Origin of the sequence: Xanthobacter sp. 126 (genome assembly GCF_000526175.1) — a bacterium.
Lineage (GTDB): Bacteria > Pseudomonadota > Alphaproteobacteria > Rhizobiales > Xanthobacteraceae > Xanthobacter > Xanthobacter aminoxidans.
Window position 1 is genome coordinate 2,664,199 of the sequence record NZ_JAFO01000001.1, and the last position, 23,211, is coordinate 2,687,409.

Below are 23,211 nucleotides of genomic sequence, written 5' to 3' on the forward strand. Positions count from 1 at the left end.
CTTTGCGGTTTAATGCGGTGCAGCATCGAGGCTGCCCCACATGCTTTCCGACAACACACCCTTCGGCGTCGATGGCGTCGAGACCCGCGCCGGCATCACGCCGGTGGAGGCGCGCGCCCTCGAAGGCAAGCGCCTGCGCTATTACGATTATTGCATGGTGGCCTTCGCGGTCATCCTGATCTGCTCGAACCTCGTCGGCGCCGCCAAGGTGTCGGTGGTGGAACTGCCGCTCATCGGCCCGTTCGTGTTCGGTTCGGCGGTGCTGTTCTTTCCCCTGTCCTACGTGCTCGGCGACGTGCTGACCGAGGTCTATGGCTATGCCCGCGCCCGCCGCATCGTGTGGGTGGGCTTCGCCGCCTCCGTCTATGCGGCGCTGATGACGGCCATCGTCGTCGCCATCCCGCCCGCGCCGGGCTGGACGGGGCAGGACGCCGTCACCAGCGTGTTCGGCCAGACGCCCCGGATCTTCTTCGCCTCCATTCTCGCCTTCTGGTGCGGCGAGTTCGCCAACGCCTTCGTGCTGGCCTGGATGAAGGTGCTCACCGGCGGCCGGATGCTGTGGACCCGCACCATCGGCTCCACCATCGTCGGGCAGGCCGTGGACAGCCTCATCTTCTACCCGCTCGCCTTCCTCGGCGTGTGGGACACCCACCTCGTGCTGACTGTGATGGTCTCCAACTACCTGCTCAAGGTGGGCTGGGAAGCGGTGCTCACCCCCGTCACCTACAAGATCGTCGGCTTCATGAAGCGGAGGGAGGGGGTGGACGTGTACGACGTGGGCACGGACTTCACGCCGTTTCGGGTGAAGGTGTGAGGGGGCGTGAAGCTCGACGGGTTGCGGGGGTGGATGCTGCCAGAGCCGAGGATGCCTCTCAGGGCTCTACCCCTGAGGCCGTTTGCTGCGGTGCTGGAGGCCGAAGGCGTGCCGACAGTGACCGGAAGGTCCATTGAATAGCGGCAGGGGTGGGAGGGTCCGGGAGAGGCTGGGGAGGTGAGGCGCCGGACTTCCTCGTCCGTACCTTTGATGATCTGTTTATTTTGGATTGGTCTGCCCGCCCCTAGGGACTTCCAGAGGTTGTTGGGCTTCCCGCCGTGTTGTCGCTGTCGGCAGGGATGGGTGACTTCCGCCCCTCATCAACGACTTGCTGAGTAGCGACCATCGCGACATGGGAGATCTTTCCGAGAAGGCGCGGGCTGTTTTTTCCGTAAAGAGCCTGATGGGGCTGCAAGCGGTGCTTTCTCGCCTTCGCCCAAAACCTAGCTTCGTATGCCATTCTCGCCACTAGCCAGAGAAGGTTAATGCGAAAGCGTTGCAGCCCGGACAGTTCGAGGAGCGGGTCGGGAAACCAATCCCGTCCTTCGTGTAGCGCTTCGGTCGGCCCATTAATGGTAGCAATGCGAGGTTCCTCGAAGAATCCTCGAAGCGACGTTATGTCCCAGCTATGAGCAAGCTTATTTCGAGCCAATCGAAGCTTATCGAATTCGATGCATAGATCATGCGAGATCATGCTAAATATGTACGAAAGTTGAATTCTCTTCGCCAAATCCGAAAATGGGCCCATTCGGCCCAAAATGTCACTTTTTCCCCCAGGAACGCCTTCGGGAACTGAAATCTTGAACATATTGCGCAATTCATCGTCTGCGTAGGCGCATACGATCATTGGGAGAAAACGGGGATCTTCTTGGACGATTAGGTGAGCTATACGTTCTAGTTCAGATAGGTTAGCGCTGCCGCTATCGATCTGTTCGGCGAACCTTTTTTCCGCGTGGCTCTCAAACGCACGGGTGTAGTTGCGGTAGAGCTGCAACCCGTGTTTCTCGAAAACGTCCAGATCCATCGCGTCGATATCAGGGTCGAAGGCGTTTCCGTCAGCCATCGCTCTACCTCCGACTATGGCCGCTTCGGGCAGGTTTGGGGACCCGATTTGGGTCCCGGCTGGGGTACCATTGTCGAGGAGGGGTGCGGCAACCCCTTGCAAATCACTATGAATTTTTGGCGAAGGTATTTTGGCGCGCCCTAGGGGAGTCGAACCCCTCTCTCCACCGTGAAAGGGTGGCGTCCTAACCGATAGACGAAGGGCGCGCGGCCGTTCCGGGGTTTTGGCCACCGGAGAGGGCGTCCTTATAGGGGGCGGGCGGCTTGGCTGCAAGCCTGTGGGGAAATTATCCAAAGCCGCGTCCTCCCGCCCTGTGGGCAGAGGGCGCGGCCCGGGATCAGGTGGGCGCCGGCGGGAGGTTGCGGCGGCTCAAAAGCGGCGTGTCAGGCGCTCACCATTTGCCGGTGTTGGGCATGGAGGCCCACGGCTCGGCCGGGGGCTTGGGGCCGCCCTTCTGCAGCAGTTCGACGGAGACGTTGTCGGGGGAGCGCACGAAGGCCATGTAGCCGTCGCGAGGCGGGCGGTTGATGGTGACGCCGGAGGCCATCAGGCGCTCGCACAGGCCGTAGATGTCCTCCACCTCGAAGGCGAGATGGCCGAAGTTGCGACCCTCGCCATAGGGCTCCTTGTCCCAATTGTAGGTCAGCTCGATCTCGGCCACGTTCTCCTGCCCGGGAGGGGCGAGGAAGACGAGGGTGTAGCGGCCCTGCGGCACCTCCTTGCGGCGGACCTCCTTGAGACCCAGCTTGTTGCAGTAGAAGTCCAGCGACTGGTCGATGTCGGTCACGCGGACCATGGTGTGCAGGAAGCGCATCGGGGGGTCTCGTCCGTATGAGGGCGCAAGCCGGCGGGCCGGCCGGAGTGAAGTAGCAGGTGACGTATGATCTATGAAGGCGATCTCAAGGGGGCGCAGCAGCGCCTCCGCGAACTTCTGGACGGGTCGGCGCGCGCGGTCGCCTTTACCGGAGCGGGCATCTCCACCGAATGCGGCATCCCGGATTTCCGCTCCCCCGGCGGATTGTGGACGCAGAACAAGCCCATCCCCTTCGACGTGTTCGTCGCCCACAAGGCCGCGCGCAACGAGGCGTGGCGGCGCAAGTTCGCGACGGAGGAGGCCTTCTCCGGGGCGCGGCCCGGCCGGGGTCACAGGGCGCTCGCCCGGCTTTTGGGACGCGGACGGATCGCCGGCGTCATCACTCAGAACATCGACGGCCTGCACCAGGCCTCCGGCGTGCCGGACGACGCGCTGGTGGAACTGCACGGCAACGGCACCTATGCCACCTGCCTCGATTGCGGCGCGCGCTACGAGCTCGCCTGGGTGAAGGAGCGCTTCGATGCCGCCGGGGGCATCGCCCCCGATTGCCCGGCCTGCGGCGGGCCGGTGAAGGCGGCCACCATCTCCTTCGGCCAGGCCATGCCCGAGCGCGAGATGGCGCGGGCGGATGCGCTGACCAAGGTCAGCGACCTGTTCATCGTCATCGGCTCTTCGCTGGTGGTGTTTCCGGCGGCGGGATTTCCGCTCAAGGCCCGGCAGAAGGGGGCCCGGCTGATCATCCTCAACCGCGAGCCCACGGAGTTCGATGACATGGCCGAACTGGTGGTCCGCGACGAGATCGGGGACGCGCTCGCGCCCTTTGCCGGTGACGGGTGACAATGGCGCGCGAAGAGGGTGGGCGTTGCGCCATTCAGTTGCTATCCTACCTTCTCCGCGGCAACGGGTGCGCCGCCGCGCGTTAGTTTCGGGGTGGTCATGGGGTCTGACGCACTGGGGCTGGGGCCACGGACCGCCGGCTCGGAGGAGGGGACCGAGGAGCCTGCCGGGCTCGTCGAAGTCACCGGCTCCATCAAATGGTTCGACGCGTCGAAAGGCTACGGATTCATCGTGCCGGACGATGGAGGTCCCGACGTCCTCGTTCATGTGACATGCCTGCGCCGCGACGGCTTCCAGACCGCCATGGAAGGCGCCCGCGTGGTATGCGAGGCCATCGAGCGCACCAAGGGGCGGCAGGCCTTCCGCGTGCTCTCGCTTGACCTGTCGACCGCGGTCCACACCGCGCCGGCCTTGCCCCGGACCCGCGCCGTGGTGGAGCCCACCAGCGGCTTCGAGCGGGCCACGGTGAAGTGGTTCAACCGGCTGCGCGGCTTCGGCTTCCTCACCCAGGGCGACGGCACGCCCGACATCTTCGTGCATATGGAAACCCTGCGCCGTCACGGCCTCACCGAGCTGCGCCCCGGCCAGAGCGTCCTGGTGCGCTACGGCGACGGGTCCAAGGGACTGATGGCCGCGGAAGTGAAGGCCGACGGCGGCCCCAGCGGGAACAATTGATGAGCCAGATTCTGTCGCGGGCTGCCCTGGCGGCCAAATTCGCGCTTGCGTTCACCCTCGCGCTTCCGCTCGCAGGGCTGCCGGGCCTCGCCCGCGCGGCCGAGGCCGAGTGCGCCCAGATCAAGATCGATCCCAACCCGGTGCTGGACCCGCTGGAAATCGTCACCGCCAAGGGGGTGCTGGCCTTCCAGGTGGAGGTCGCGCGCACCAACGAGCAGCGCACTCAGGGCCTCATGTGCCGCAAGACGCTGCCCGAGCGGGGCGGCATGCTGTTCGACTTCAAGGTGGACCAGCCAGTCTACATGTGGATGAAGAACACCCTCATTCCGCTGGACATGGTGTTCATCCGTGCCGACGGCTCCATCGCCCGGATCGCCGCCATGACCACCCCGCTGTCGACCGAGACCATCTCCTCCGGAGAGCCGGTGCGCGCGGTGCTGGAGATCGGCGGGGGCGAGGCGCGCAGGCAGGGCTTGAAGGCCGGCGACAAGATTGCCCACCCCATGTTCCCTGCCAAATAGATTTCCGGCCAAATGGGTTCCCGGCGAAATAGGGGGAGTTCCCCTATTTCAGCGTCAGATAGCCCAGCAGCCCTCCGGCGAAGATGTAGAGGGCCGGGTTGACCTTTTTCCCGATCATCTTCGGCCCGAAATAGACGAGGACGAACACCGCCACGGCGATCAGCGTCGTCTCGGTCCCGGTGATGGCGGTGCGCGCTACCGCGACCGTGCCGGCAGCCATCAGCCCGACGACGATGGGCGCCAGCGCCATCTGCAAAGCGAGCCGCCAGGGCGAGCCGTCGAAATGATTCCACAGGCGGGAGGAGCCGAGCGCCAGAACGGACGCCGGCAGGAAGAAGCCGGTGAAGGCGAGGAACGCCCCCAGCGTGCCGGCGACGTGATAGCCGATGACGATCACCATCAGCATGTTCGGCCCCGGCGCCACCTGCCCGAGGCTGTAGATGTCGCGGAACTGGCTGTCGGTCAGCCAGTGATGGGCATCGATGGTCAGCGCCTTCATCTCCGGCAGCACCGCCGTGCCGCCGCCGATGGCGAGGAGCGACAGGAGCGAGAAAACGCCGAGGACGCTGAGGTCGGTGTGCGGATTGTTCATGGCTCGTCCACCTCTCCGCGGCCCGGACGGTAGATGAAGAGGGCCAGGGGCAGCACGGTGAGCAGCACCAGCACCAGCGAGACGTGGAGGAAGCTCACCAGCACCACGGTGATGAGGATGAGCAGGATCTCGCGCAGGTGCTCCAGCTGCTTGTGCCCGATCTGCACCGTCACCGCCGCGAGCAGCCCCACGGCGGCGGCACCGATGCCGGCAAGGATGGCGTGCATGGCCGGATTGCCGTGGTTGGACACGTAAAAGATGCCGAGCGCGAACACGAGCAGGCCGCCCGGCAGCGTCATGCCGAGGAAGCCGGCGATCGCGCCCACCGGACCACGCAGCCGGTCACCGACGATGACACTCATGTTGGTCGCATTGAGGCCGGGGAGGGCCTGGGAGATTTCCAGCGCCGTGAGGAACTCCTCCTCGTCCAGCCAGCCCTTTTCCACCACCAGCGCGTTGCGCAGATAGGCGACCACGCCGCCGCCAAAGCTGATGCCGCCGATGATGAGGAAGGTGATGAAGATTTCCAGGATGGAAACCTGCGTTGCGGCCGCGCCTTGCGGGGTGCCGGGCTCGGGAGGCGGTGCTGGGATCGGCGGCTCTTTGACGCTCATGGATTTTCGCCGGGAGGGTGAAGGTGAGCGGGCCGGTTGGGCCCGCCATGATCCCTATTCGGAGTGCGCGACTTCCTTGGCACCGATGCCATAGACCATGGCGGTCTTGGTGGTGCCGAGCTGCACCCATTCGGGCGCCATGTTCTGCACATCGCGGAAGAAGTCCTCGGAGAGGCGCTTCGCCTTGTCGTTGACCTCGCTGTAGTGATCGAACTTCGCCTGGAAGGCGAATTCCCCCACCAGCGACTGCTCGGACGCGCGATTGCGCCAGATGGCGATGGTCGCCTTCGCCTCGTAGCCGTGGCCGAAATCGAAGTGGCCGGGATCGACCTGGATTTCCTCCACCGCCATGCTGTTCACGAGGTCGATCTGGGAATCCCCATCCGCATCCACCGCCGACATGGAGGGGAATATGGACATGATGTTCTTCAATGCCGGGCTCAGCACGGCCCCGAGCGACGTAATGATGCAATTGTGCGAATAGAGCGAGCGGATGCCGCCGATCTCTTCCTTGAGGGGAAGAATTTCTTCCTTGAACTTCACCTGAACCGCGCCGGTGATGCGGGGGGCCATCTCCACCGCCGTCGCCTTCTCCCGATCCGGGCTGCGGTACTTCAGGGCAAGTTCATGCTCCGGGCGCGGCCAGCCGTCGTCGTAGAAGGTGCGCTTCCGCAGGATGAAGGAGTTGCGGTAGAGGTCGAAGTCCGGGGTATCATAGAACAGCACTTCGCGGACCTGCCGGTGAAAGGCGTCCTTGTTGGTGACCACGCCCACCCCGTGCTTCTTGGCGACCGCCTTCACTTCATTCCAGTAATCCTCGAAACGCTTGGGCGAGTAGAATTGCTGCGGCCGGAGCAGAATCTTGTATTCACGATAGTGGATGTCGAGCATGGCGTCGTGCTCACTTTGCGTAACGTCGGATTCGTTGGGACCCCAGAATCCGATAAGGCGCACACCTTCCGTCGCCTGCGACCGGATGTCTACTGCCTCGCCATGTCCTGCCCGCAACCGGCCACCGGCGACGTTCCGAAACTGTTGCGCGAACGTCACATCGCGCGCGTTTGCGTCCGATTTGGGCGGATGGATCGCTCGAATAGTATTGCGTGCCCTTAAATTGAGCTAACGTTGACGCCGCTTCGGCTTCAAGGACCCGGACAAGGGATACCGGTCATCCTCGAAGGTCCCGAGCGGCGCCTGGGATTGATCCCCGCACCGCTAAGGTCGTGACACGCTGCCGTTAGCATTCCCCAGTTGATGCCTCTGCACTCCGGGCCGTTGTCCGAAGTGTCCACGATGTACGCGCCCGTTCGCGGGCCGTGCAGTGATCTCGTCCAGGGCCTCGACGCCTTGGACCGAAAAGAGAGCGGCGCATTAGCGCCTGAGGAAGCGCCAGCGATGAGCCCCGCCGTTGGGACGGCGGTCGTGGGCTCCGCCTTTCGGAGGAAAAAATGACGACATTCGCAAGAATGGCGGCCGTAGCCGCTTTGTCTGCGGCAGCCTTGCTGCCCGAATCCCTGCCCGCGCACGCCGGCTCCGTGACCCAGCCAGGTGAAACGGTTGGTCTGGCTGCCGGCGCGCCGCTGCCGGAAGGCGTATATGCCGTGAATACGGCTGACTATGGCTGCCGCAATACTTCGCCCGACAGCACCTGCGTCGGCGTGGATATTCCCGTTCTGGCCTGGGCTACTCCGGTATTCCTGTTCGGCGGGCGGCTACAGCTTCTGACTGCCGTGCCGGTTGTCGGCGTCGGCGTGCAGAACGGAGACTATACGTCCGGCTTTTATAATCCGTTCTTCGCCGCTCAGGTCGCCTGGGATCTGGGGAACGGCTTCGGCTTCAGCTACATGGCCGGCTTCTATCTCGGCGTGAATACGGGGGTGGCCTTCGATTCAACCTCGTTCAACCAGCGTTTTGCCCTCAGCTACACGGCGGATGGCTGGAATCTGACGGCAAACGCCATCTGGGGCATCCAAGCGAACGGCGTGAGCAATACGATCAACCCGAACTTCCTGAACGTCGATCTGACCGCCACCAAGAAGTTCGGAAAGTTCGAGATCGGCCCGGTAGCCTATTACTCCACAGACCTTAACAATCCCATCCCATTTTACCAGAAACAGAGCCAGTTCGCGATCGGTGGCCTTGTCGGCTACGATTTTGGTCCTGTGATCCTGCAAGCTTATCTCACCACCGACGTCTATGAGCAGAACTACGGTGGCAACGATACCCGCCTGTGGGGCCGCATCATCGTTCCGCTCTGGAACCCGCCTGCGTCGACCCAGCAGACCGCGCTGCTGCACAAATAGAGCTCGTGAAGCGGCCAGACCTCCTCACGAGGGAGGTCTGGCCATGAGCGAGGCCGGGCCTCCATCCAAGGTCGGCGCGGCCGATCCGCCTCCGTGACCCGAGACGCCGACCCCCTTCGTCGCAGAACGGTCGGCGGGCCCTCGCGCGCGGAGGCGAGGTCGTGCCTGTGCCCCACTTGGTCCCGGCGACCTATTTGGGCTCCAGCGTCTTGCCGATGGAGGTGAAGAACGTCTCCGCGTACCAGCGCATCTCGGCTTCGATGTCCGGCTTGCCCGCAAGCTCGCACTGATCGACGAGCCCGCTCACGCGCTCGAACATATCGGCGATGAAGCCGTCCGGGCGATCCTGCTGCCCGGCGAGCTGGGTGACGATGTCGCGCAGGATGTAATGCTGCACCATGGTGTGGGCCTGCGTGGTGCCTACCGCCTTGAGCATCGAGCCGAGCCACTCGGCAAGCTCCGTATCCGAAGCCATTGCAATCGTCCTTTCCCAAAATCCCGCCCGGCGGCGCAATCCTGCCGCCTGAGCCTGATGCCGCGAGACCATCCCGCAAGTCGGGTGAGTCGCATCCCCCCGGTGCCGTCACACCGCCCGGGAAGATTAGCCTCCACCCGGCTTTAGCGGAACAATCGGGAAAGCGGGGGCGTTGCAGCTCCAGTCAGCGAAGCAGCGACAGGAGCACACAGATGCCGCGCAATGTCCTCTACGGCGTGATCGCGATTCTCGTCGTGGTTGGTGGGGTGTTCGCCTATCAGGCCTATGAGCGCGACCGGAACACCATGCAGATCGAGATCGGCCCCAACGGGGTGAAGGTCGATCCGCCCGGCCGCTGAGCCTGCGGCGGGGAGGGGCGGCGGAGGGTGGTCGGAGCAGCAGGATTTGAACCTGCGACCCTCTGCTCCCAAAGCAGATGCGCTACCAGGCTGCGCTATGCTCCGACATTCCGCCGAACGGCTTCGTTGCTACATTTTCAGGACGGGGGGCGCAAGGGGCGGAGCGCCCATTAGGAGAATGCAAGGTGGACGTTTCGGGCGGTTCGTGACGCAAAGTCCCGGAGACGTCCCGGAGGTCATTCCGGCCCGGATCCAGCAGCGCCACGGAGCGTCCGAAGATCACGCCCCGCGTGCAATCGCCTGTTGAGGCCTCGCGGGCGATGGGCTTTCCGACGTGGAGGTAGAAGTGGCTCCCTGAGCAGGACTCGAACCTGCGACCATTCGATTAACAGTCGAACGCTCTACCAACTGAGCTATCAGGGACCGTGGGTCTCGCGACCGAGGCCGGCGATATAGCAACCACATCGCCGCTTGTGAAGCCGTAACACGCGCTTTTCCGGGGGAAGTTGCCCCACCGGCGCGCAAAGTGGCGCCGGTGCTGGATTTTCAAGCGCGCAGCAAATCGCCTTCCGGACCGGACTCTGCCGTGCCGCTCACGCTGGAGCCGGCATTTTCGCTCTCGTGGGCGAACTGGGCGAAATAGAATCCGTAGTAGCGACCGCGACGGGCGATCAGCTCGTCATGGGTGCCGCTCTCCACCACGCGGCCGCCCTCGATCACGCAGATGCGGTCGGCGCGCACCACGGTCTGAAGGCGGTGGGCGATGACGATGGTGGTGCGCTCGTGGGCCAGTTCCGCCAGCGCCTTCTGCACCTCGGCTTCCGATTCGGAATCGAGGGCGGCGGTGGCCTCGTCGAGGAGCAGGATGGGCGCATTTTTCAGGAAGGCGCGGGCGATAGCGATGCGCTGGCGCTGCCCGCCGGAGAGCTGTGCCCCATGCTCGCCCACGGCGGTGTCGTAGCCGTGCTCGAAGCCCATGATGAAGGGGTGGGCGTGGGCCGCCTTGGCCGCCGCGACGATCTCCTCCTCCGATGCGCCGGGTCGGCCGAAGCCGATGTTCTCCCGGACGGTGCCCGAGAACAGGTAGACGTCCTGGCTCACCAGGGCCACAGAGGCCCGCACGGAGGTGCGGGAGACGGTGCGGGTGTCCACGCCGTCGATCAGCACGGCGCCGGACTGGGGATCGTAGAAACGCTCGATGAGGTTGATGATGGTGGTCTTGCCGCCGCCGGACTGGCCGACCAGCGCCGTCGTCCGGCCGGGCTCCGCCACCAGATCGAGGCTGCGCAGCACATTCTCGCCGGGGCGATAGGCGAACACCACGTCCTTGAACTCCACCCGGCCGCGGGGGCGGGGCAGGGCGCCGACACCGGGGGAGTCGGCGTCGGGTGCGGGCGCGTCGAGCAGATCGAACAGCATGCGTGCGCCCATCACGTGGCTGACCAGCTCCACATGGAGGCGCGACAGCCGCTTGGCGGGCTCATAGGCCAGCAGCAGGGCGGTGAGCACCGAGAAGAACTGGCCCGGCGAACGGCCGAGCTCGATCACGTTGTATCCCGCGTAGAGAATCACGCCGCCGATGGCGAGGCCGCCCAGCGTCTCCATCAGGGGGCTGGACTTGGCCTGGGTGCGCACGAGGCGGTTGGCGTTGATCTCCACGTCGTCGATGAACTTGTGGGTGCGCTCCCGCATCACCGGTTCAAGCGTATAGGCCTTCACCGTGCGGATGCCCTGGAACACCTCCATGACGATGGAGGACAGCTTCACGCCCGAGGTGAAGCCGGTGGTGAAGATGGTCTTGGCCTTCTTGATGAGCTTGCGCGTGCCCAGCACCGCCGCTGGCATCACCACGAGGGCGATGATGGCCAGGAAGGGATCCTGCACGAAGGCGACGCCGGCCAGCATCACCAGCGAGAGGAAGTCGCGGCCGATGCTGGTGACGATCAGGTCCAGCGCGCCGCGCGCGCCCGCGGCGCCGGCGGTGAAGCGGGTGGTGATTTCCGCCGTGTGGCGATGGCCGAAATAGGCGGCGTCCTGAAGCATCAGCCGGTCGAAGGCGCGCTTCTGGTTGTCCGCCACCACCCGGTTGCCGATGCGTGCCATGGTGATGCTCTGCCCGTAGGCCGAGGCGCCCTTGATGATGGAAAGCACCATCACGATACCGGATACCGCCCACACCGCCGCAGGGGTGGGGTGCACGAAGATGGCGTTGACCGCATCGTTCATCAGATAGGCGAGGCCCGCCGTGCAGGCGGCCATGGCGCCCATGAAGACGAAGGCCAGCACATAGCCCTTCCAGTGCTTGCGGCCATCGGACAGGAGGAGGCGCCGCAGGACGGCATTGGTCTCGTCCGAAGTGGGCGGAGGCCCGTGGCGCTGGGCGGCTTTCGCGTTCATGTACATCTCCGGCGGCGTCCGGATGCGGGACCGCTTCGGTGTCCCCATGAACTGCCAGCAAGAGGCTAAGTCAACTTTCCGGCCCGAGAGCATGCTGCAGCGCAGCGCCGCATATGGGGCAGAAGCTCGGTCATTCCAGGAGCTTCCATTCCGGGAGCTTCGCGGGAACTGGAGGCCACGGAGGGAATCGAACCCCCGTACACGGATTTGCAGTCCGCTGCGTAACCACTCCGCCACGTGGCCTCACGAGCGCGTGTTCTTAAGGCGTTCGCCCAGACCGCGCAAGCACCGGTTCGGATTGTCCCCGTCTTCGCAAACGCGGTGGGTCAGCGCAGGGCGTGCCGCAGGAGCCGGCGGGCGACACCGGTCAACGGTCCGGCGAGCGTGGCCTCGATCAGCGGTCCCACAAGCCTGATCCGCATCTGCACGCTTTTCTTCATGTGGGGGGCTACCGTTTTCAGGTCGTCCCAGGCGCGGAGGGCGCGGGCGAAGTCGGCGGCCTTCGAGGCTTGCAGGAACTCGCTGCGCAGGATGCTGGTGAAGCGGGGGGCAATCACATCCCGGCGCCAGAAGAGCCCGAGTCGGGGTTCGTCCGGATGCGCCTCGATGAGCTTGTGGAAATAGATCATCCGCGAGCGCGCCATGCGGGCGCTGAAGGAGGTCGATTCCGGATAGATGCGCCACATGGTGACGGACTTGTCGAGATAGCAGCTCTTCACGCCCATGGAGTACAGGCGAACGAACAGGTCGTCGTCCTCGTAGCCGGACAGGCGCTCGTCGAACAGGCCGGCGTCGAGCATGGCCTGCCGATCCACCAGCGAAGCGCCTGGCAGGATGAACATGTCGTGTTGCAGGCACTGCATCAGGGACCGCTTGGGATGCGGCGTGGGGACCTGATCCAGGCAATGCTCTGTAATGAGACGGCCGTTCCGGTCGATCTGGTCGAGATTGCCGTAGACCAGCCCGAGCCGGCGAATCCCGGCGTCGACGAACGGCTGCTGCAGCGCCGCCAGATGATCCTCGTACCAGACGTCGTCCTGATCCAGCAGCGCGATGTGGGAACATGTGGTCGAGCGGATGGCCAGATTGCGCGCCGACGACTGCCCGCCATTCGGCTTGTGCAGCAGGCGCACGGGATGATGACGCGCGATCTCCTCGACGATGGCGGGGCCCTCGTCGGTGGAACCGTCGTTGACGACAATCACTTCATCAGCGGGTCGGGTCTGGCCCAGTACGCTGTGGAGCGCCGCTTCAATGAACGGTGCGCCATTATAGAGTGGAATGACCGCAGCAATCCTAATCGACAATCGGCGGCTTCCTCGTCAGCGCTCGCATCGGCGAACCATTGGCCCACCGCCCCTTTTACCCAAGGGAAGAATGTGCGTCGAGGGGGCCGGGTGGTTCCGAGTACCTCATCGGCCGGTTTCGTCGGGCTTAAAGTGCTTTCCAGCACGTCCCGGAAAAGGGGCGCGCCGTCACAAAATGGAATCACCCCCGTGACGGTTGCGGCGAGGCTCCGCATGCAACGCAACTTTAAATTGTGTATATAGATCGCAGCGTCCGAAGGTATCGAAAATGGTAAATGGCGGCCACAGCCCATAGATCCAAGGCGAAATCTCTTCACCGCGCTAGGCGTTACTAAACCGCATCATTTTCAGCTATCAACACAAGCGTGGAGTCCCCTATACCCGTACCGCCCAAAGGGCTGTCAAATCGGGGGCTGCCATGAGGATTTTTCACGCCACGTCCATCGCACTGGTGTCCGCCTTCACCCCATGGCTTGCAGGATCGGCTTGGGCCCAGTCCTGCCCCGCAGCCTGGAACTCGTCATCGGTCTACACGGCGGGCGCGCAGGCCAGCGAGAATGGCATCATCTATCGCGCCAATTGGTGGACCCAGAATCAGGACCCCGCCACCAACAATGGGGGTTCAGGCACCGGGCAGCCGTGGACGCAGTCCGGATCCTGCTCCAATTGCACCGCCGTGCCGCCGGTCCCCAAGGGCCTCGCCGCATCCGGCACCACCGGCAACGCCACAACGCTGACATGGACCCCGGTGACGGTCGCGAATTGCACCATATCCGGTTACCAGATCTATATGAATGGCGCCCTGACGACGACCTCGTCCGGCGCCAGCGTGACGGTGTCGGGCCTGACGCCGCTCACCTCCTACAGCTTTGCCGTTGCAGCGGTGGATTCGGTCGGTGCGTCGGCCAAATCGGCACCGGTCACCGTCACCACCCTCAGTGGCCCGCCGCCCAGCACGGCCAGCACCGGGACGATCAATTTCCATCTGCTGCTGGGTGTCGGCACCGCCCAGGACTCGCTCACCCTCACAGGTGGGAATTACGACGACCTGATCATGTCGAATATCGTCGCCGGCGTGCTGCTGGGCCATCTCATTGATGAAGGCTTTCCCGGCATCCAGTACAACAAGGATTATCTCTACGGATCGATCTTCGCCCAGCTGCTTCAGGAAAATATCGCGACCCAATACTATAAGTCGAGCAGCGACCTCATTGATCCGAATGCAAACCAGCAGGCGGTCATGGGCGTCGGCCAGGGCGGCCCGTACCAGATCAACAACTATGCCGCCGACATGGTCTCCGGCAGCTACCAGCCCAAGGGCCATTCGCTCATAAATTATGTGGCGATCCAGAAGAACATCGGCTTCACCATGGCCAATGCGGCCACACAATACACCAAGGCGACGCCGGCCTCCTTCAACAACAAATACTATGGCCCAGCCCTGGTCGCGTACTTCCACTACAATGACCTGGTTGCCCTGAACGTCACCGGAAAGGGCGCGGGGGGCTGGACCACCCCGTGGGAGCCGGCCTTCGATACGGCGCTGAAGAACTTCACGACACTGCCGAACAGTTTCCTCGATGTGATCCTGAACGTCGCCTACAATCAGGGTTTCTACGGACCGCTCGTGTCCCGCTACAGCAATCTCGGCGCCACGGCGACGGCCGCGACCGTCACATCGGTGAATAGCTATAGTTCGGCCTGGGGAAGCTCGGATACCTACGTTCAGTATCCGTATCAGGTCCATTATTACCTGGATCAGCTCTACAACAACCCGATCCCGACCACGAGCCCGTCCCTGAAGACAACGCCCACCAACAGCGTCGTCTTCAACATGAGCGCGCTGGCCAACGTTTTCTCGAGGGTTGCCCAGACCCTGTCCTATTCCAACGGCACCAACCCCGCGCAGTTCTACACCGCAGCGCAGGCGAGCGCGGCGTTCTCGTCGGCGCTGACCAAGCTCAACGTCGCAAGCTCGGCCAAGCTTGACCTGAGCAAGGCAACGGCCCGGGCGACCATCTTCTCGATCATCGACGCGGCGCTTGCCAACCTCGAAGCCACGAGCGGCATGAGGTTCATCAGCACCACCGACAAGCAGCTCTGATGCGCGCCCGGAAGGCGGGGGAGGCGGGTTCGCCCGCGGGCTCCGCCTTCCGCTCAGCCGTAAGGGATGATCCGCGTGGTGTCCTCGCCCTTGTGAAAGCCGATGGCGAGCCGGAAGGAATAGGCCATTCGCTCGGCATGGGCGATGGCCTGCTGGGCCGCATCGGGCGGCAATACCTCGAGGGCGGTCGGGCGGAACAAAGCGAGCCAGCGCGCGAATTGTGGTTCGCCCGCATCGCTGCCGAGCGCGAGGTGCGGCGGCAGGGGGCGGCCCTCGTAGCGGCCGGACTTCAGCAGCACCGAGGACCAGAAGTCGCACATCTTGGCGAGATGGACCGGCCACGCCTCGTCGGCGATGCGACCGCCGAAGATCGGGCCGAGCAGGGCGTCCTTTTGCACGCGTGCATAGAAGGTATGGACCAGACGACGGACCGCGGCTTCGTCGAGCCCCTCGGGCTGCGGTTCCTGCGATGCAGGCGGGGAGGGGGTGTTGGTTGCCGTCATGCGTCGCGCCTCCTCGGCCGCGGCCGGTGCGCGGATCGATCCGCGCGTTCGTCAGGGTTGAGGACACTCCCGCCGCTGCCGGCCGGGAACCATGCGACTTGCGGCCACATGAGCCCGTCCGCGCCGCCGCTGTTCCCGAGGGGCGCCTTGCAAAAGGGGCGGCAATATGGCTCTTGAGCCCGACGGCACGGGACACGCCTCCGCTGAGCGCCCCGGGCCAAGGGGATGGCCGGAGACGGGAAAATGATCGATTACGTCGAGCTGCGCCGCGGCATGGTGGATAGCCAGGTGCGCACCAACAACGTCACCGACCCGGGCATCGTCGGTGCGATGCTGGAAATCCCCCGCGAGCTTTTCGTTCCGGCCCAGCTCAAGTCGCTCGCTTATATCGACGACGACCTCGCTCTGACCTCCGGCAGCCCGACCCGCTACCTCATCGAGCCCATGATCCTCGCGCGCCTCATCCAGGAGGCGGACGTTCAGGAGCATGACCATGTGCTTGATATCGGCGGCGGCACCGGCTATTCGGCCGCCGTTCTCTCCCGCCTCGCCCAGCAGGTGGTGGCCGTGGAAGAAGATGCCGGCCTCGCCGCCGCCGCCACCGCCACGCTCGCCGAGATCGGCGTCGCCAACGTCGCGGTGATGCAGGGCCCGCTGAACGGGGGCTGGAAGTCGGAAGCCCCCTACGACCTCATCCTCCTCAACGGCTCGGTGGACGAGGTGCCGGCCGCCCTGTTCGATCAGGTGAAGGAAGGCGGACGCCTTGTCGCCGTCGTTGGTCACGGCGGGGCGGGCAAGGCCTGCGTGTTTACCAAGGTGGCAGGTTCCGTGAGCGAACGGGTCGCCTTCAACGCCGCCGTTCCCGCGCTTCCCGGCTTCAAGGCCGCGCCCCGCTTCACTTTCTGACCACTGTGGCGCGTTTGCCGCGGTAGGCCGAAAACGCCGCTTCCATCGAACCGATCGGTTTCGGATCGGGAGCGGGACCGATATCTTACCGAAAAGTTACCGCGCGGCAGAGTCGGTGCGGCGAGTCTGCATGGCCGTGTCGGATCGGGAGATTGGGATGTCGGTTGCAAAGCGCATTCGCCGAAGCGGTGTTGCATGTTTGGCGGGCGTCAGTGTCTTTGCTTTGGCTATGGGTGTCGCGTCTGCCCAGTCGCTGGATCAGGCGCTGGCCATGGCCTACACAAACAACCCCACGCTGAACGCCCAGCGCGCAGGAACCCGCGCTACGGACGAAACCGTGCCGCAGGCTCTGTCCGGCTATCGCCCGACATTGAACGCCACGGCGCAGGCCGGCCCCGAATACGCCAAGCAGCAGGCCTCGGGAGTTAAGACCAACGGCTGGATCTGGCCGCGGGCCTTCGCGCTCAACGCCGCCTACACGCTGTTCAACGGCTTCGTGACCGCCAACCAGACGCGCAACGCCGAATCGCAGGTGCGTGGATCGCGCGAGACGCTGCGCAACACCGAGCAGTCGGTGATGCTGAACGGCGTCACGGCCTATATGAACGTCATCCAGGCCATCGCCCTTCTTGAACTGCAGAAGCAGAGCCTCGCGGCCTATCAGCAGGAATTGCGCGCCACCCGCGACCGCTTCAACGTGGGCGAGGTGACCCGCACCGACGTGGCCCAGGCCGAGGCCAGGGTGGCGGATGCCCAGTATCAGGTGAGCCAGGCCGTAGCGAACCTCTCCACGGCGCGGGCGAACTATCGGCAGGTGATTGGTGTCGAGCCGGGCAAGCTCACCACGCCGCGCTCGATCGAGGCCACGCTGCCGGGATCCGTGGACAAGGTGATTTCCACTGGCCTCAACAATCACCCGGCCGTCAAGGCGTCGGAATTCGCCGTGGACGCGGCGATGTTCCAAGTGAAGGTCGCCGAGGGCGGCCTGATGCCGAACCTCTCGCTGCAGGGCCAGCTCTCGCAGTCTTATGACCAGAGCTTCTCGGTCGACTCCCAGTCCGGCGCTGCGGTGACGCTCAATCTCTCGGTGCCGATCTATCAGGGCGGCGTCGAGTACGCGAACATCCGTCAGGCCAAGGAACTGCTGACGCAGGCGCGTATCGAGGTGGACGTGAACCGCGACACCATCCGCGCCCAGGCCGTGCAGTATTGGGGCGCGCTTGAGGCCGCGAAGGCGCAGATCCAGGCGGCTCAGGCGTCCGTCGCCGCCAACACGCTCGCCCTTGAGGGCGTCCGTGAGGAATGGCGGGTCGGCCAGCGCACCACCACCGACGTGCTGAACGCCCAGCGCGACCTCACCAACTCGCAGTCGTCCCTGGTCGTCGCCCAGCGCGACCGGGTAGTGGCTGCCTATGCGCTGATCTCCACCATAGGCCGGCTGGATGCCCTGTCGCTGGGTCTGAAGGTGAACTATTACGACCCTCGCGTGCATTACAATCAGGTGCGCGACAGCTGGGCCGGTGTTCGCACGCCTGACGGCAAATAATCCCCAAGACGCCCCTGCGACAGTTGTTGCTGCCAACTGAGGCGGTGCCATACTCCCTCTACAACTGGCGATTCTCTCCGTCGGCTTCCGGATGCGGATAGTTTCCGCACCCGGAAGTCCGCCGGTTCGTCTTCGGCCGAGGTCGGGACATGGCTGCGAGCCCCAAGGTGCAGGAACCGTCGATGGAAGAAATCCTGGCCTCCATTCGCCGGATCATGGCGGATGACGAGCAGCCGGCGGCGCACGCCGAGGCTGCTCCCCGCCGCGGTGAAAATCCGCCTTCCGGCGATGGGCGCCCCCGCCGTCCGCCGGAGCCCCGCGTGGTGACGCAGCGGCAGGCGCCGCCCGAGCCGCCGCCTATTCCCCGCCGTCCCGTTCCGCGTGAAGCCGCTCCGGTCGCTGGTGCTTATGCGGCGGCGCCGCGGCCCGCGTCACGTCCGGCAGCGCCTGTGCGTCCCGCCGGCGAGCGTCCTGCCGCAGAAGCGCCCGCAAGGCAGCAACGTCCGTGGCTGGATGAACAGGATGAAGCGGTCTTCGCCGAGGCCGCCGCTGCCCTGCGTCAAGCCCGCCACGAGCCTCCTCCCGCGTCACAGCGCGCAGAACCGCCCCCGGTGCAGCAGCCGACCTATCCCGACCATCCGGTGGAGGAAATGGAAGATCGCCACGAGCCTGCCGCGGCCCAGCCCCAGCCGCGGCCCCTGCGCCCGCAGCCGGCGTCTTCCGCTTTCGAGGACCATCGTCCGGCGCAGCCTGCCGGCGATGGCCATCCCGCGGAGAGCGTGCGGCGTCGCGACCTGCTTTCTGCCAATGCGGATGCTGCGGTGATGGCCGCCTTCCGCAATCTCGGCGACGTGCTGCTGCCGCAGAAGGAGCGCACGGTGGAAGATCTCGTGAAGGAGATTCTGCGCCCCATGCTCAAGGACTGGCTGGACGCCAACCTGCCGACCATCGTCGAGGATCTGGTGCGGGCCGAGATCGAGCGCGTCGCCCGCCGCCAGCGCTAGGGTCGCGGGCGTCACCACCCACCTCTCTTTCCATTCCCGTGCGACCGGCGTGTTGACGCCGGACCGCGCGTCCGGCTTAAACGCCGGCTGACCCGTTCCGACCACAGCGGACGCGGAGCCGGCCCGGCGCGCTGCGCTGGCGACGGCCGAGCGGCGCCGCGGAGTCCCGTTCATGCTGGAAAAAGTCTTCGATCCCGCCGCCGTTGAAGATCGCATCGCCGATCGCTGGGAAAATGCCGGCGCGTTCCGCTGCGGCCGTCCCGAGCGCAAGGACGCGGAAGGCTTCTCCATCGTCATCCCGCCGCCCAACGTCACCGGCTCCCTGCACATGGGCCATGCGCTCAACAACACGCTGCAGGACGTGCTGGCGCGCTTCGAGCGCATGCGCGGCAAGGACGTGCTGTGGCAGCCGGGCACCGACCATGCCGGCATCGCCACCCAGATGGTGGTGGAGCGCCAGCTCGCCGCCCAGAAGCTCCCCGGTCGCCGGGACCTCGGCCGTGAGGCCTTCATCGAGAAGGTGTGGGCGTGGAAGGCCGAGTCGGGTGGCACCATCGTCAACCAGCTGAAGAAGCTCGGCGCCTCCTGCGACTGGTCGCGCGAGCGCTTCACCATGGACGAGGGGCTCAGCCGCGCCGTCCTCAAGGTGTTCGTGCAGCTCTATCGCGAAGGGCTGATTTACAAGGACAAGCGCCTCGTCAACTGGGACCCCAAGCTCATCACCGCCATCTCGGACCTCGAGGTGCTGCAGGTGGAGGTGAAGGGCAATCTCTGGCACCTGCGCTATCCCATCGAGGGCGAGAAGGACCGCTTCATCGTCGTCGCCACCACCCGTCCCGAGACCATGCTCGGCGACACGGCGGTGGCGGTGCATCCGGACGACGAGCGCTATCGCGATCTCATTGGCAAGCACGTCATTCTGCCGCTGGTGGGCCGGCGCATTCCCATCGTGGCGGATGAATATTCCGACCCGGAGAAGGGCTCCGGCGCGGTGAAGATCACCCCGGCGCACGATTTCAACGACTTCGACGTGGGCCGGCGCCACGATCTGCCGATGATCAACGTGCTCGACGCCGAGGCGCGGATCGATACACAGGGCATTCAGGACGATTACGCCGAGCGCCCCGAGGCCTATGTGGACCTGCCGGACGCCGCGGGCCTGCTGACCCATCTGGCGGGCATGGACCGCTTCGCCGCGCGCAAGCACATCGTCGAGCTGCTCACCTCGCTGGAGCTGCTGGAGACCATCGAGCCGCACACCCACATGGTGCCCCACGGCGACCGCTCCAACGTGGTCATCGAGCCGTGGCTGACCGACCAGTGGTACGTGGACGCCAAGACCCTCGCCCAGCCGGCGCTGGCGGCCGTGCGCGAGGGGCGCACCACCTTCGTGCCGAAGAACTGGGAGAAGACCTATTTCGAGTGGCTGGAGAACATCCAGCCCTGGTGCATTTCCCGCCAGCTCTGGTGGGGCCACCAGATCCCGGCCTGGTACGACCCGTTCGGCAACGTGTTCGTCGCCGAGGACGAGGATCAGGCTTTCGAGGAGGCGCTGGCCCACAATGTCGGCAATGAGAGCCTGTCGCCCGAGGAGGCGCAGGCGCTGATCGACGACGCGGACAAGCGGGCAGGGTTCCTCACCCGCGACGAGGACGTGCTGGACACGTGGTTCTCGTCCGCCCTGTGGCCGTTCTCCACCATGGGCTGGCCCGACGAAACGGCCGAGCTGAAAAAGTTCTATCCCACCAGCGTGCTGGTGACGGGCTTCGACATCATCTTCTTCTGGGTCGCCCGGATGATGATGATGGGCCTGCACTTCATGGACGGCGAAGTGCCGTTCAAGGACGTCTACATCCACGCCCTCGTCCGCGACGAGAAGGGGGCGAAGATGTCGAAGTCCAAGGGCAACGTCATCGACCCGCTCGACCTCGTGGAGAAGTACGGCGCGGACGCCCTGCGCTTCACGCTTGCCGCCATGGCGGCGCAGGGGCGCGACATCAAGCTCGCCACCTCCCGCGTCGAGGGCTACCGCAACTTCGCGACCAAGCTCTGGAATGCGGTGCGGTTCGCCCAGATGAACGGCTGCGTGCGCGCGGACGGCTTCGATCCGGCCAAGGTGGAGGGCACTCTCAACCGCTGGATCATCGGCGAGGCGGCGCGTGCGTCGTCAGAGGTCAGCGAGGCGATCCTCGCCTACCGCTTCAATGAGGCGGCGGGCGCGGTCTACCGCTTCATCTGGAACGTGGTGTGCGACTGGCACCTGGAACTGGCGAAGCCCGTGCTCTCCGGCCCCGACGGCGCGGCCAAGGACGAGACCCGCGCCGCCACCGCCTACGTGCTCGACGTGGCCATGGGCCTGCTGCACCCGTTCATGCCCTTCCTCACCGAGGAATTGTGGTCGGAGACCGGCAAGGAGGGGCCGGCGCGCACCAGCCTGCTCGCGCTGGCGCCGTGGCCGGACCTGACGGGCCTCGAGGCGCCCGACGCCGAGGCCGAGGTGGGCTGGGTGGTGGACCTCATCACCGAGATCCGCTCCGTGCGGGCGGAGATGAACGTGCCGGCCGGCGCGCAGGTGCCCCTCGTGCTGGTGCAGCCCGGCGCGGAGACGACCGCGCGCGTGGCCGCCTGGGATGACGCCATCCGCCGCCTCGCCCGCCTGTCCGACGTCTCGGTGTCCGATCAGGTGCCCGCCAGCTCGGTGCAGATGGTGGTCCGGGGCGAAGTGGTGGCCCTGCCGCTCGCCGGCGTGGTCGACCTCGGCGCGGAGCTGGCCCGCCTGCGCAAGGAAGAGGGCAAGCTCGACCAGGAGGTCGCCCGCATCGACGCCAAGCTCGGCAACGAGAGCTTCGTCGCCCGCGCGCCGGAAGAGGTGGTGGAGGCCGAGCGCGAGAAGCGTGAGGAATACGTCCTGCGCAAGGAGAAGGTCCGGGCCGCCATCAGCCAGCTCTCCGCTGGTGCCTGAGGGCGCGGCTTTCCAAAACGTCAATGGCGAGTGGCCGAGGCGCGGAGGCGAGTGGCCGAGGCGCGGAGGCAAGTGTTGCCGCCGCGCCTCAGTTTTTGCCGACCGTCTTGATCATGGTTAAGACTTGAACTTTCCGGCCGCCTTCTTGCAGGGTCTTGGCGGCTCAAATTGTGACAGGGAAGACACACTCCCGATCCTTTGAACGTGCTGGGTTCCCGTAGGGGCCTTACGCCGCGAACTCGCCACAAAACGACACGAAATCGAACCTCAACGCGCTGCGGTGAGCGTAACCCGGAATGTGTTTCCGGCCGCCGCGCCTGAGGTGGGTCCTGATGGACGGTCGTTGCACATGGCGAAAGGATGCCCCGGCGGGCGGCGCCGGGCTTCGCCCGAAAGGTCGCCTCAGAGGCGCCGCTGCTCGGCCTTTCCTCGGCCCCGATATTGCCGCCGCGTCAGTTCACCTTCCGTCCATCATGAATTCGGTTGCGACACACGGGACATTTCGGGGCGCAGTGAACGGGACGGCGAGCGGGCCACGCCGCCCGCGCCGGGTGCGCGTGCCTGCCGCGATCGCCGGCGTTCTCTTCCTCGCCGTGGCCGGTCTTGCAGCCGGACGCGCCCATGCCTTCGACGGCACCGCGCAGACCCTCCAGCCCTACGAGATGCAGCCGCTGACGCCGCCGGCCAACGTGCCGCTGGCGCCGCAGGTCCGCCCCGTGGACGAGGCCTTCCGCACCGGGGCGCAGGCGCTCCGCGCCGGCCAGACCGCCAAGGGCATCGACGCCCTCGGCTATGCTGCCGCCCAGGGCCACGCCATGGCCCAGTGGAAGCTCGGCCGCATCTATATGGACGGCGACGGCGTCAAGCGCGACGATGCCAAGGCGTTCGAATATTTCCAGAAGATCGCCAGCAGCCACGCCGAGGACTATCCCGGCACCGCTCAGTCGCGCTTCGTCGCCAATGCCTTCGTGGCGCTGGGCTCCTATTATCTCGTGGGCATCCCATCCGCCGGGGTGAAGCGTGATCCCTCCCGGGCGCGGGACATGTTCTCCTATGCCGCCTCCTACTTCGGCGACGCGGACGGGCAGTACCAGCTCGGCAAGCTCTATCTCGAAGGCGTCGGCGGCCCCCGCGACGCGCGCAACGCCGGCCGCTGGCTGACGCTCGCCTCGCAGAAGGGCCAGTACGAGGCCCAGGCCACCCTCGGCGTGCTCCTCTTCCGTGGTGACGAGGGCGTGCCCCGCCAGCGGGCCCGTGGCCTCATGTGGCTGACCCTGGCCCGCGATTCCGCCGTTCGTCCCGAGGACAAGTGGGTGGTGAACGCCCACGAGCAGGCTTTCGCCGAGGCGACGGCGGACGAGCGCGAGAAGGCGCTCGGCTATCTGGAAGTGTGGCTGAAGACGGCGAAGCGCTGA

General features: G+C 65.4%; 21 protein-coding genes and 4 tRNA genes. 12 read left to right on the forward strand and 13 right to left on the reverse strand.

Going from position 1 to position 23,211, the window contains the following annotated elements; all coding sequences use genetic code 11:
• Window positions 1-40 precede the first annotated feature (40 nt).
• On the forward strand, window positions 41-814 hold the full coding sequence (locus XAN126_RS0112730) for a queuosine precursor transporter (RefSeq protein WP_024278978.1): 774 nt from the start codon (window positions 41-43) through the stop codon (window positions 812-814).
• 244 nt (window positions 815-1,058) lie between these two features.
• On the opposite strand, the gene XAN126_RS28330 is transcribed toward XAN126_RS0112730, so the two are convergent.
• The 3 genes from XAN126_RS28330 to XAN126_RS0112740 form a co-directional block, all read right to left on the reverse strand.
• Window positions 1,059-1,877, reverse strand: a complete 819-nt coding sequence (locus tag XAN126_RS28330; protein WP_155982298.1) for a hypothetical protein — start codon at window positions 1,875-1,877, stop codon at window positions 1,059-1,061.
• A 131-nt stretch (window positions 1,878-2,008) separates the two neighbouring features.
• A tRNA-Glu gene (locus XAN126_RS0112735) sits at window positions 2,009-2,083 on the reverse strand.
• A 185-nt stretch (window positions 2,084-2,268) separates the two neighbouring features.
• The gene (locus XAN126_RS0112740; protein WP_024278979.1) at window positions 2,269-2,691 is read right to left on the reverse strand and encodes a VOC family protein; all 423 of its coding nucleotides are present in this window, start codon (window positions 2,689-2,691) and stop codon (window positions 2,269-2,271) included.
• A 66-nt stretch (window positions 2,692-2,757) separates the two neighbouring features.
• Here XAN126_RS0112740 and XAN126_RS0112745 point away from each other — a divergent pair, with 66 nt between their 5' ends.
• From XAN126_RS0112745 to XAN126_RS0112755, 3 genes are all read left to right on the forward strand, one after another.
• Window positions 2,758-3,528, forward strand: coding sequence for a Sir2 family NAD-dependent protein deacetylase (locus tag XAN126_RS0112745; RefSeq protein WP_024278980.1), 771 nt, complete (start codon window positions 2,758-2,760; stop codon window positions 3,526-3,528).
• A gap of 99 nt (window positions 3,529-3,627) precedes the next feature.
• On the forward strand, window positions 3,628-4,203 hold the full coding sequence (locus XAN126_RS0112750) for a cold-shock protein (protein WP_024278981.1): 576 nt from the start codon (window positions 3,628-3,630) through the stop codon (window positions 4,201-4,203).
• Complete coding sequence (locus XAN126_RS0112755; protein WP_024278982.1) at window positions 4,203-4,724, forward strand: DUF192 domain-containing protein; 522 nt, start codon at window positions 4,203-4,205, stop codon at window positions 4,722-4,724. The genes XAN126_RS0112750 and XAN126_RS0112755 overlap by 1 nt, the downstream gene beginning before the upstream one ends.
• Before the next feature lie 43 nt (window positions 4,725-4,767).
• Here XAN126_RS0112755 and XAN126_RS0112760 read toward each other — a convergent pair whose 3' ends face one another.
• From XAN126_RS0112760 to XAN126_RS0112770, 3 genes are read right to left on the reverse strand one after another with little or no spacing between them, the layout of a single operon-like run.
• On the reverse strand, window positions 4,768-5,316 hold the full coding sequence (locus XAN126_RS0112760; protein WP_024278983.1) for a chromate transporter: 549 nt from the start codon (window positions 5,314-5,316) through the stop codon (window positions 4,768-4,770).
• On the reverse strand, window positions 5,313-5,930 hold the full coding sequence (locus XAN126_RS0112765) for a chromate transporter (RefSeq protein ID WP_024278984.1): 618 nt from the start codon (window positions 5,928-5,930) through the stop codon (window positions 5,313-5,315). The genes XAN126_RS0112760 and XAN126_RS0112765 overlap by 4 nt, the downstream gene beginning before the upstream one ends.
• Window positions 5,931-5,984: 54 nt before the next feature.
• Window positions 5,985-6,821 carry a hypothetical protein gene (locus tag XAN126_RS0112770; RefSeq protein ID WP_024278985.1) on the reverse strand — a complete coding sequence of 279 codons (837 nt, stop codon included), beginning with the start codon at window positions 6,819-6,821 and terminating at the stop codon, window positions 5,985-5,987.
• A gap of 557 nt (window positions 6,822-7,378) precedes the next feature.
• Between XAN126_RS0112770 and XAN126_RS0112775 the strand changes: the two genes are divergently transcribed.
• Complete coding sequence (locus tag XAN126_RS0112775; protein ID WP_024278986.1) at window positions 7,379-8,233, forward strand: transporter; 855 nt, start codon at window positions 7,379-7,381, stop codon at window positions 8,231-8,233.
• A 190-nt stretch (window positions 8,234-8,423) separates the two neighbouring features.
• Here XAN126_RS0112775 and XAN126_RS0112780 read toward each other — a convergent pair whose 3' ends face one another.
• A complete protein-coding gene (locus XAN126_RS0112780) occupies window positions 8,424-8,708 on the reverse strand; it encodes a hypothetical protein (protein WP_024278987.1) in 285 nt (94 codons plus the stop codon).
• A gap of 212 nt (window positions 8,709-8,920) precedes the next feature.
• On the opposite strand from XAN126_RS0112780, the gene XAN126_RS28735 reads away from it, so the two are divergent.
• On the forward strand, window positions 8,921-9,067 hold the full coding sequence (locus XAN126_RS28735) for a hypothetical protein (protein WP_197023028.1): 147 nt from the start codon (window positions 8,921-8,923) through the stop codon (window positions 9,065-9,067).
• A 28-nt stretch (window positions 9,068-9,095) separates the two neighbouring features.
• Here XAN126_RS28735 and XAN126_RS0112790 read toward each other — a convergent pair.
• The 5 genes from XAN126_RS0112790 to XAN126_RS0112810 form a co-directional block, all read right to left on the reverse strand.
• Window positions 9,096-9,172: transfer RNA gene (locus tag XAN126_RS0112790), tRNA-Pro, on the reverse strand.
• 242 nt (window positions 9,173-9,414) lie between these two features.
• Window positions 9,415-9,490: transfer RNA gene (locus tag XAN126_RS0112795), tRNA-Asn, on the reverse strand.
• A 123-nt stretch (window positions 9,491-9,613) separates the two neighbouring features.
• Complete coding sequence (locus tag XAN126_RS0112800; protein ID WP_024278988.1) at window positions 9,614-11,464, reverse strand: ABC transporter ATP-binding protein; 1,851 nt, start codon at window positions 11,462-11,464, stop codon at window positions 9,614-9,616.
• Between the two features lie 169 nt (window positions 11,465-11,633).
• A tRNA-Cys gene (locus XAN126_RS0112805) sits at window positions 11,634-11,707 on the reverse strand.
• Between the two features lie 83 nt (window positions 11,708-11,790).
• Entirely contained in the window at window positions 11,791-12,771 is a 981-nt protein-coding gene (locus XAN126_RS0112810) for a glycosyltransferase family A protein (RefSeq protein WP_024278989.1), read from the reverse strand.
• Between the two features lie 418 nt (window positions 12,772-13,189).
• Here XAN126_RS0112810 and XAN126_RS0112815 point away from each other — a divergent pair, with 418 nt between their 5' ends.
• Window positions 13,190-14,875 carry a fibronectin type III domain-containing protein gene (locus XAN126_RS0112815; protein WP_081762622.1) on the forward strand — a complete coding sequence of 562 codons (1,686 nt, stop codon included), beginning with the start codon at window positions 13,190-13,192 and terminating at the stop codon, window positions 14,873-14,875.
• Window positions 14,876-14,928: 53 nt separating this feature from the next.
• On the opposite strand, the gene XAN126_RS0112820 is transcribed toward XAN126_RS0112815, so the two are convergent.
• A complete protein-coding gene (locus XAN126_RS0112820; RefSeq protein ID WP_024278991.1) occupies window positions 14,929-15,378 on the reverse strand; it encodes a group III truncated hemoglobin in 450 nt (149 codons plus the stop codon).
• A gap of 243 nt (window positions 15,379-15,621) precedes the next feature.
• Here XAN126_RS0112820 and XAN126_RS0112825 point away from each other — a divergent pair, with 243 nt between their 5' ends.
• The 5 genes from XAN126_RS0112825 to XAN126_RS0112850 all read left to right on the forward strand — a co-directional run bounded on the left by XAN126_RS0112825 (window position 15,622) and on the right by XAN126_RS0112850 (window position 23,211).
• Entirely contained in the window at window positions 15,622-16,284 is a 663-nt protein-coding gene (locus XAN126_RS0112825) for a protein-L-isoaspartate O-methyltransferase (protein ID WP_024278992.1), read from the forward strand.
• 157 nt (window positions 16,285-16,441) lie between these two features.
• A complete protein-coding gene (locus XAN126_RS0112830) occupies window positions 16,442-17,830 on the forward strand; it encodes a TolC family outer membrane protein (RefSeq protein ID WP_024278993.1) in 1,389 nt (462 codons plus the stop codon).
• Window positions 17,831-18,441: 611 nt separating this feature from the next.
• Window positions 18,442-18,834, forward strand: coding sequence for a DUF2497 domain-containing protein (locus XAN126_RS28335; RefSeq protein ID WP_024278994.1), 393 nt, complete (start codon window positions 18,442-18,444; stop codon window positions 18,832-18,834).
• A 172-nt stretch (window positions 18,835-19,006) separates the two neighbouring features.
• Entirely contained in the window at window positions 19,007-21,796 is a 2,790-nt protein-coding gene (locus XAN126_RS0112845; RefSeq protein ID WP_024278995.1) for a valine--tRNA ligase, read from the forward strand.
• 557 nt (window positions 21,797-22,353) lie between these two features.
• Window positions 22,354-23,211 carry a tetratricopeptide repeat protein gene (locus XAN126_RS0112850; protein ID WP_245272251.1) on the forward strand — a complete coding sequence of 286 codons (858 nt, stop codon included), beginning with the start codon at window positions 22,354-22,356 and terminating at the stop codon, window positions 23,209-23,211.

What these genes read in the sequence shown, in the direction of transcription:
- XAN126_RS0112730 (WP_024278978.1), top strand. Translation starts at nt 41, where the DNA reads ATGCTTTCCGACAACACACCCTTCGGCGTCGATGGCGTCGAGACCCGC.
- XAN126_RS28330 (WP_155982298.1), bottom strand. Translation starts at nt 1,877, where the DNA reads ATGGCTGACGGAAACGCCTTCGACCCTGATATCGACGCGATGGATCTG.
- XAN126_RS0112740 (WP_024278979.1), bottom strand. Translation starts at nt 2,691, where the DNA reads ATGCGCTTCCTGCACACCATGGTCCGCGTGACCGACATCGACCAGTCG.
- XAN126_RS0112745 (WP_024278980.1), top strand. Translation starts at nt 2,758, where the DNA reads ATGATCTATGAAGGCGATCTCAAGGGGGCGCAGCAGCGCCTCCGCGAA.
- XAN126_RS0112750 (WP_024278981.1), top strand. Translation starts at nt 3,628, where the DNA reads ATGGGGTCTGACGCACTGGGGCTGGGGCCACGGACCGCCGGCTCGGAG.
- XAN126_RS0112755 (WP_024278982.1), top strand. Translation starts at nt 4,203, where the DNA reads ATGAGCCAGATTCTGTCGCGGGCTGCCCTGGCGGCCAAATTCGCGCTT.
- XAN126_RS0112760 (WP_024278983.1), bottom strand. Translation starts at nt 5,316, where the DNA reads ATGAACAATCCGCACACCGACCTCAGCGTCCTCGGCGTTTTCTCGCTC.
- XAN126_RS0112765 (WP_024278984.1), bottom strand. Translation starts at nt 5,930, where the DNA reads ATGAGCGTCAAAGAGCCGCCGATCCCAGCACCGCCTCCCGAGCCCGGC.
- XAN126_RS0112770 (WP_024278985.1), bottom strand. Translation starts at nt 6,821, where the DNA reads ATGCTCGACATCCACTATCGTGAATACAAGATTCTGCTCCGGCCGCAG.
- XAN126_RS0112775 (WP_024278986.1), top strand. Translation starts at nt 7,379, where the DNA reads ATGACGACATTCGCAAGAATGGCGGCCGTAGCCGCTTTGTCTGCGGCA.
- XAN126_RS0112780 (WP_024278987.1), bottom strand. Translation starts at nt 8,708, where the DNA reads ATGGCTTCGGATACGGAGCTTGCCGAGTGGCTCGGCTCGATGCTCAAG.
- XAN126_RS28735 (WP_197023028.1), top strand. Translation starts at nt 8,921, where the DNA reads ATGCCGCGCAATGTCCTCTACGGCGTGATCGCGATTCTCGTCGTGGTT.
- XAN126_RS0112800 (WP_024278988.1), bottom strand. Translation starts at nt 11,464, where the DNA reads ATGAACGCGAAAGCCGCCCAGCGCCACGGGCCTCCGCCCACTTCGGAC.
- XAN126_RS0112815 (WP_081762622.1), top strand. Translation starts at nt 13,190, where the DNA reads ATGAGGATTTTTCACGCCACGTCCATCGCACTGGTGTCCGCCTTCACC.
- XAN126_RS0112820 (WP_024278991.1), bottom strand. Translation starts at nt 15,378, where the DNA reads ATGACGGCAACCAACACCCCCTCCCCGCCTGCATCGCAGGAACCGCAG.
- XAN126_RS0112825 (WP_024278992.1), top strand. Translation starts at nt 15,622, where the DNA reads ATGATCGATTACGTCGAGCTGCGCCGCGGCATGGTGGATAGCCAGGTG.
- XAN126_RS0112830 (WP_024278993.1), top strand. Translation starts at nt 16,442, where the DNA reads ATGTCGGTTGCAAAGCGCATTCGCCGAAGCGGTGTTGCATGTTTGGCG.
- XAN126_RS0112845 (WP_024278995.1), top strand. Translation starts at nt 19,007, where the DNA reads ATGCTGGAAAAAGTCTTCGATCCCGCCGCCGTTGAAGATCGCATCGCC.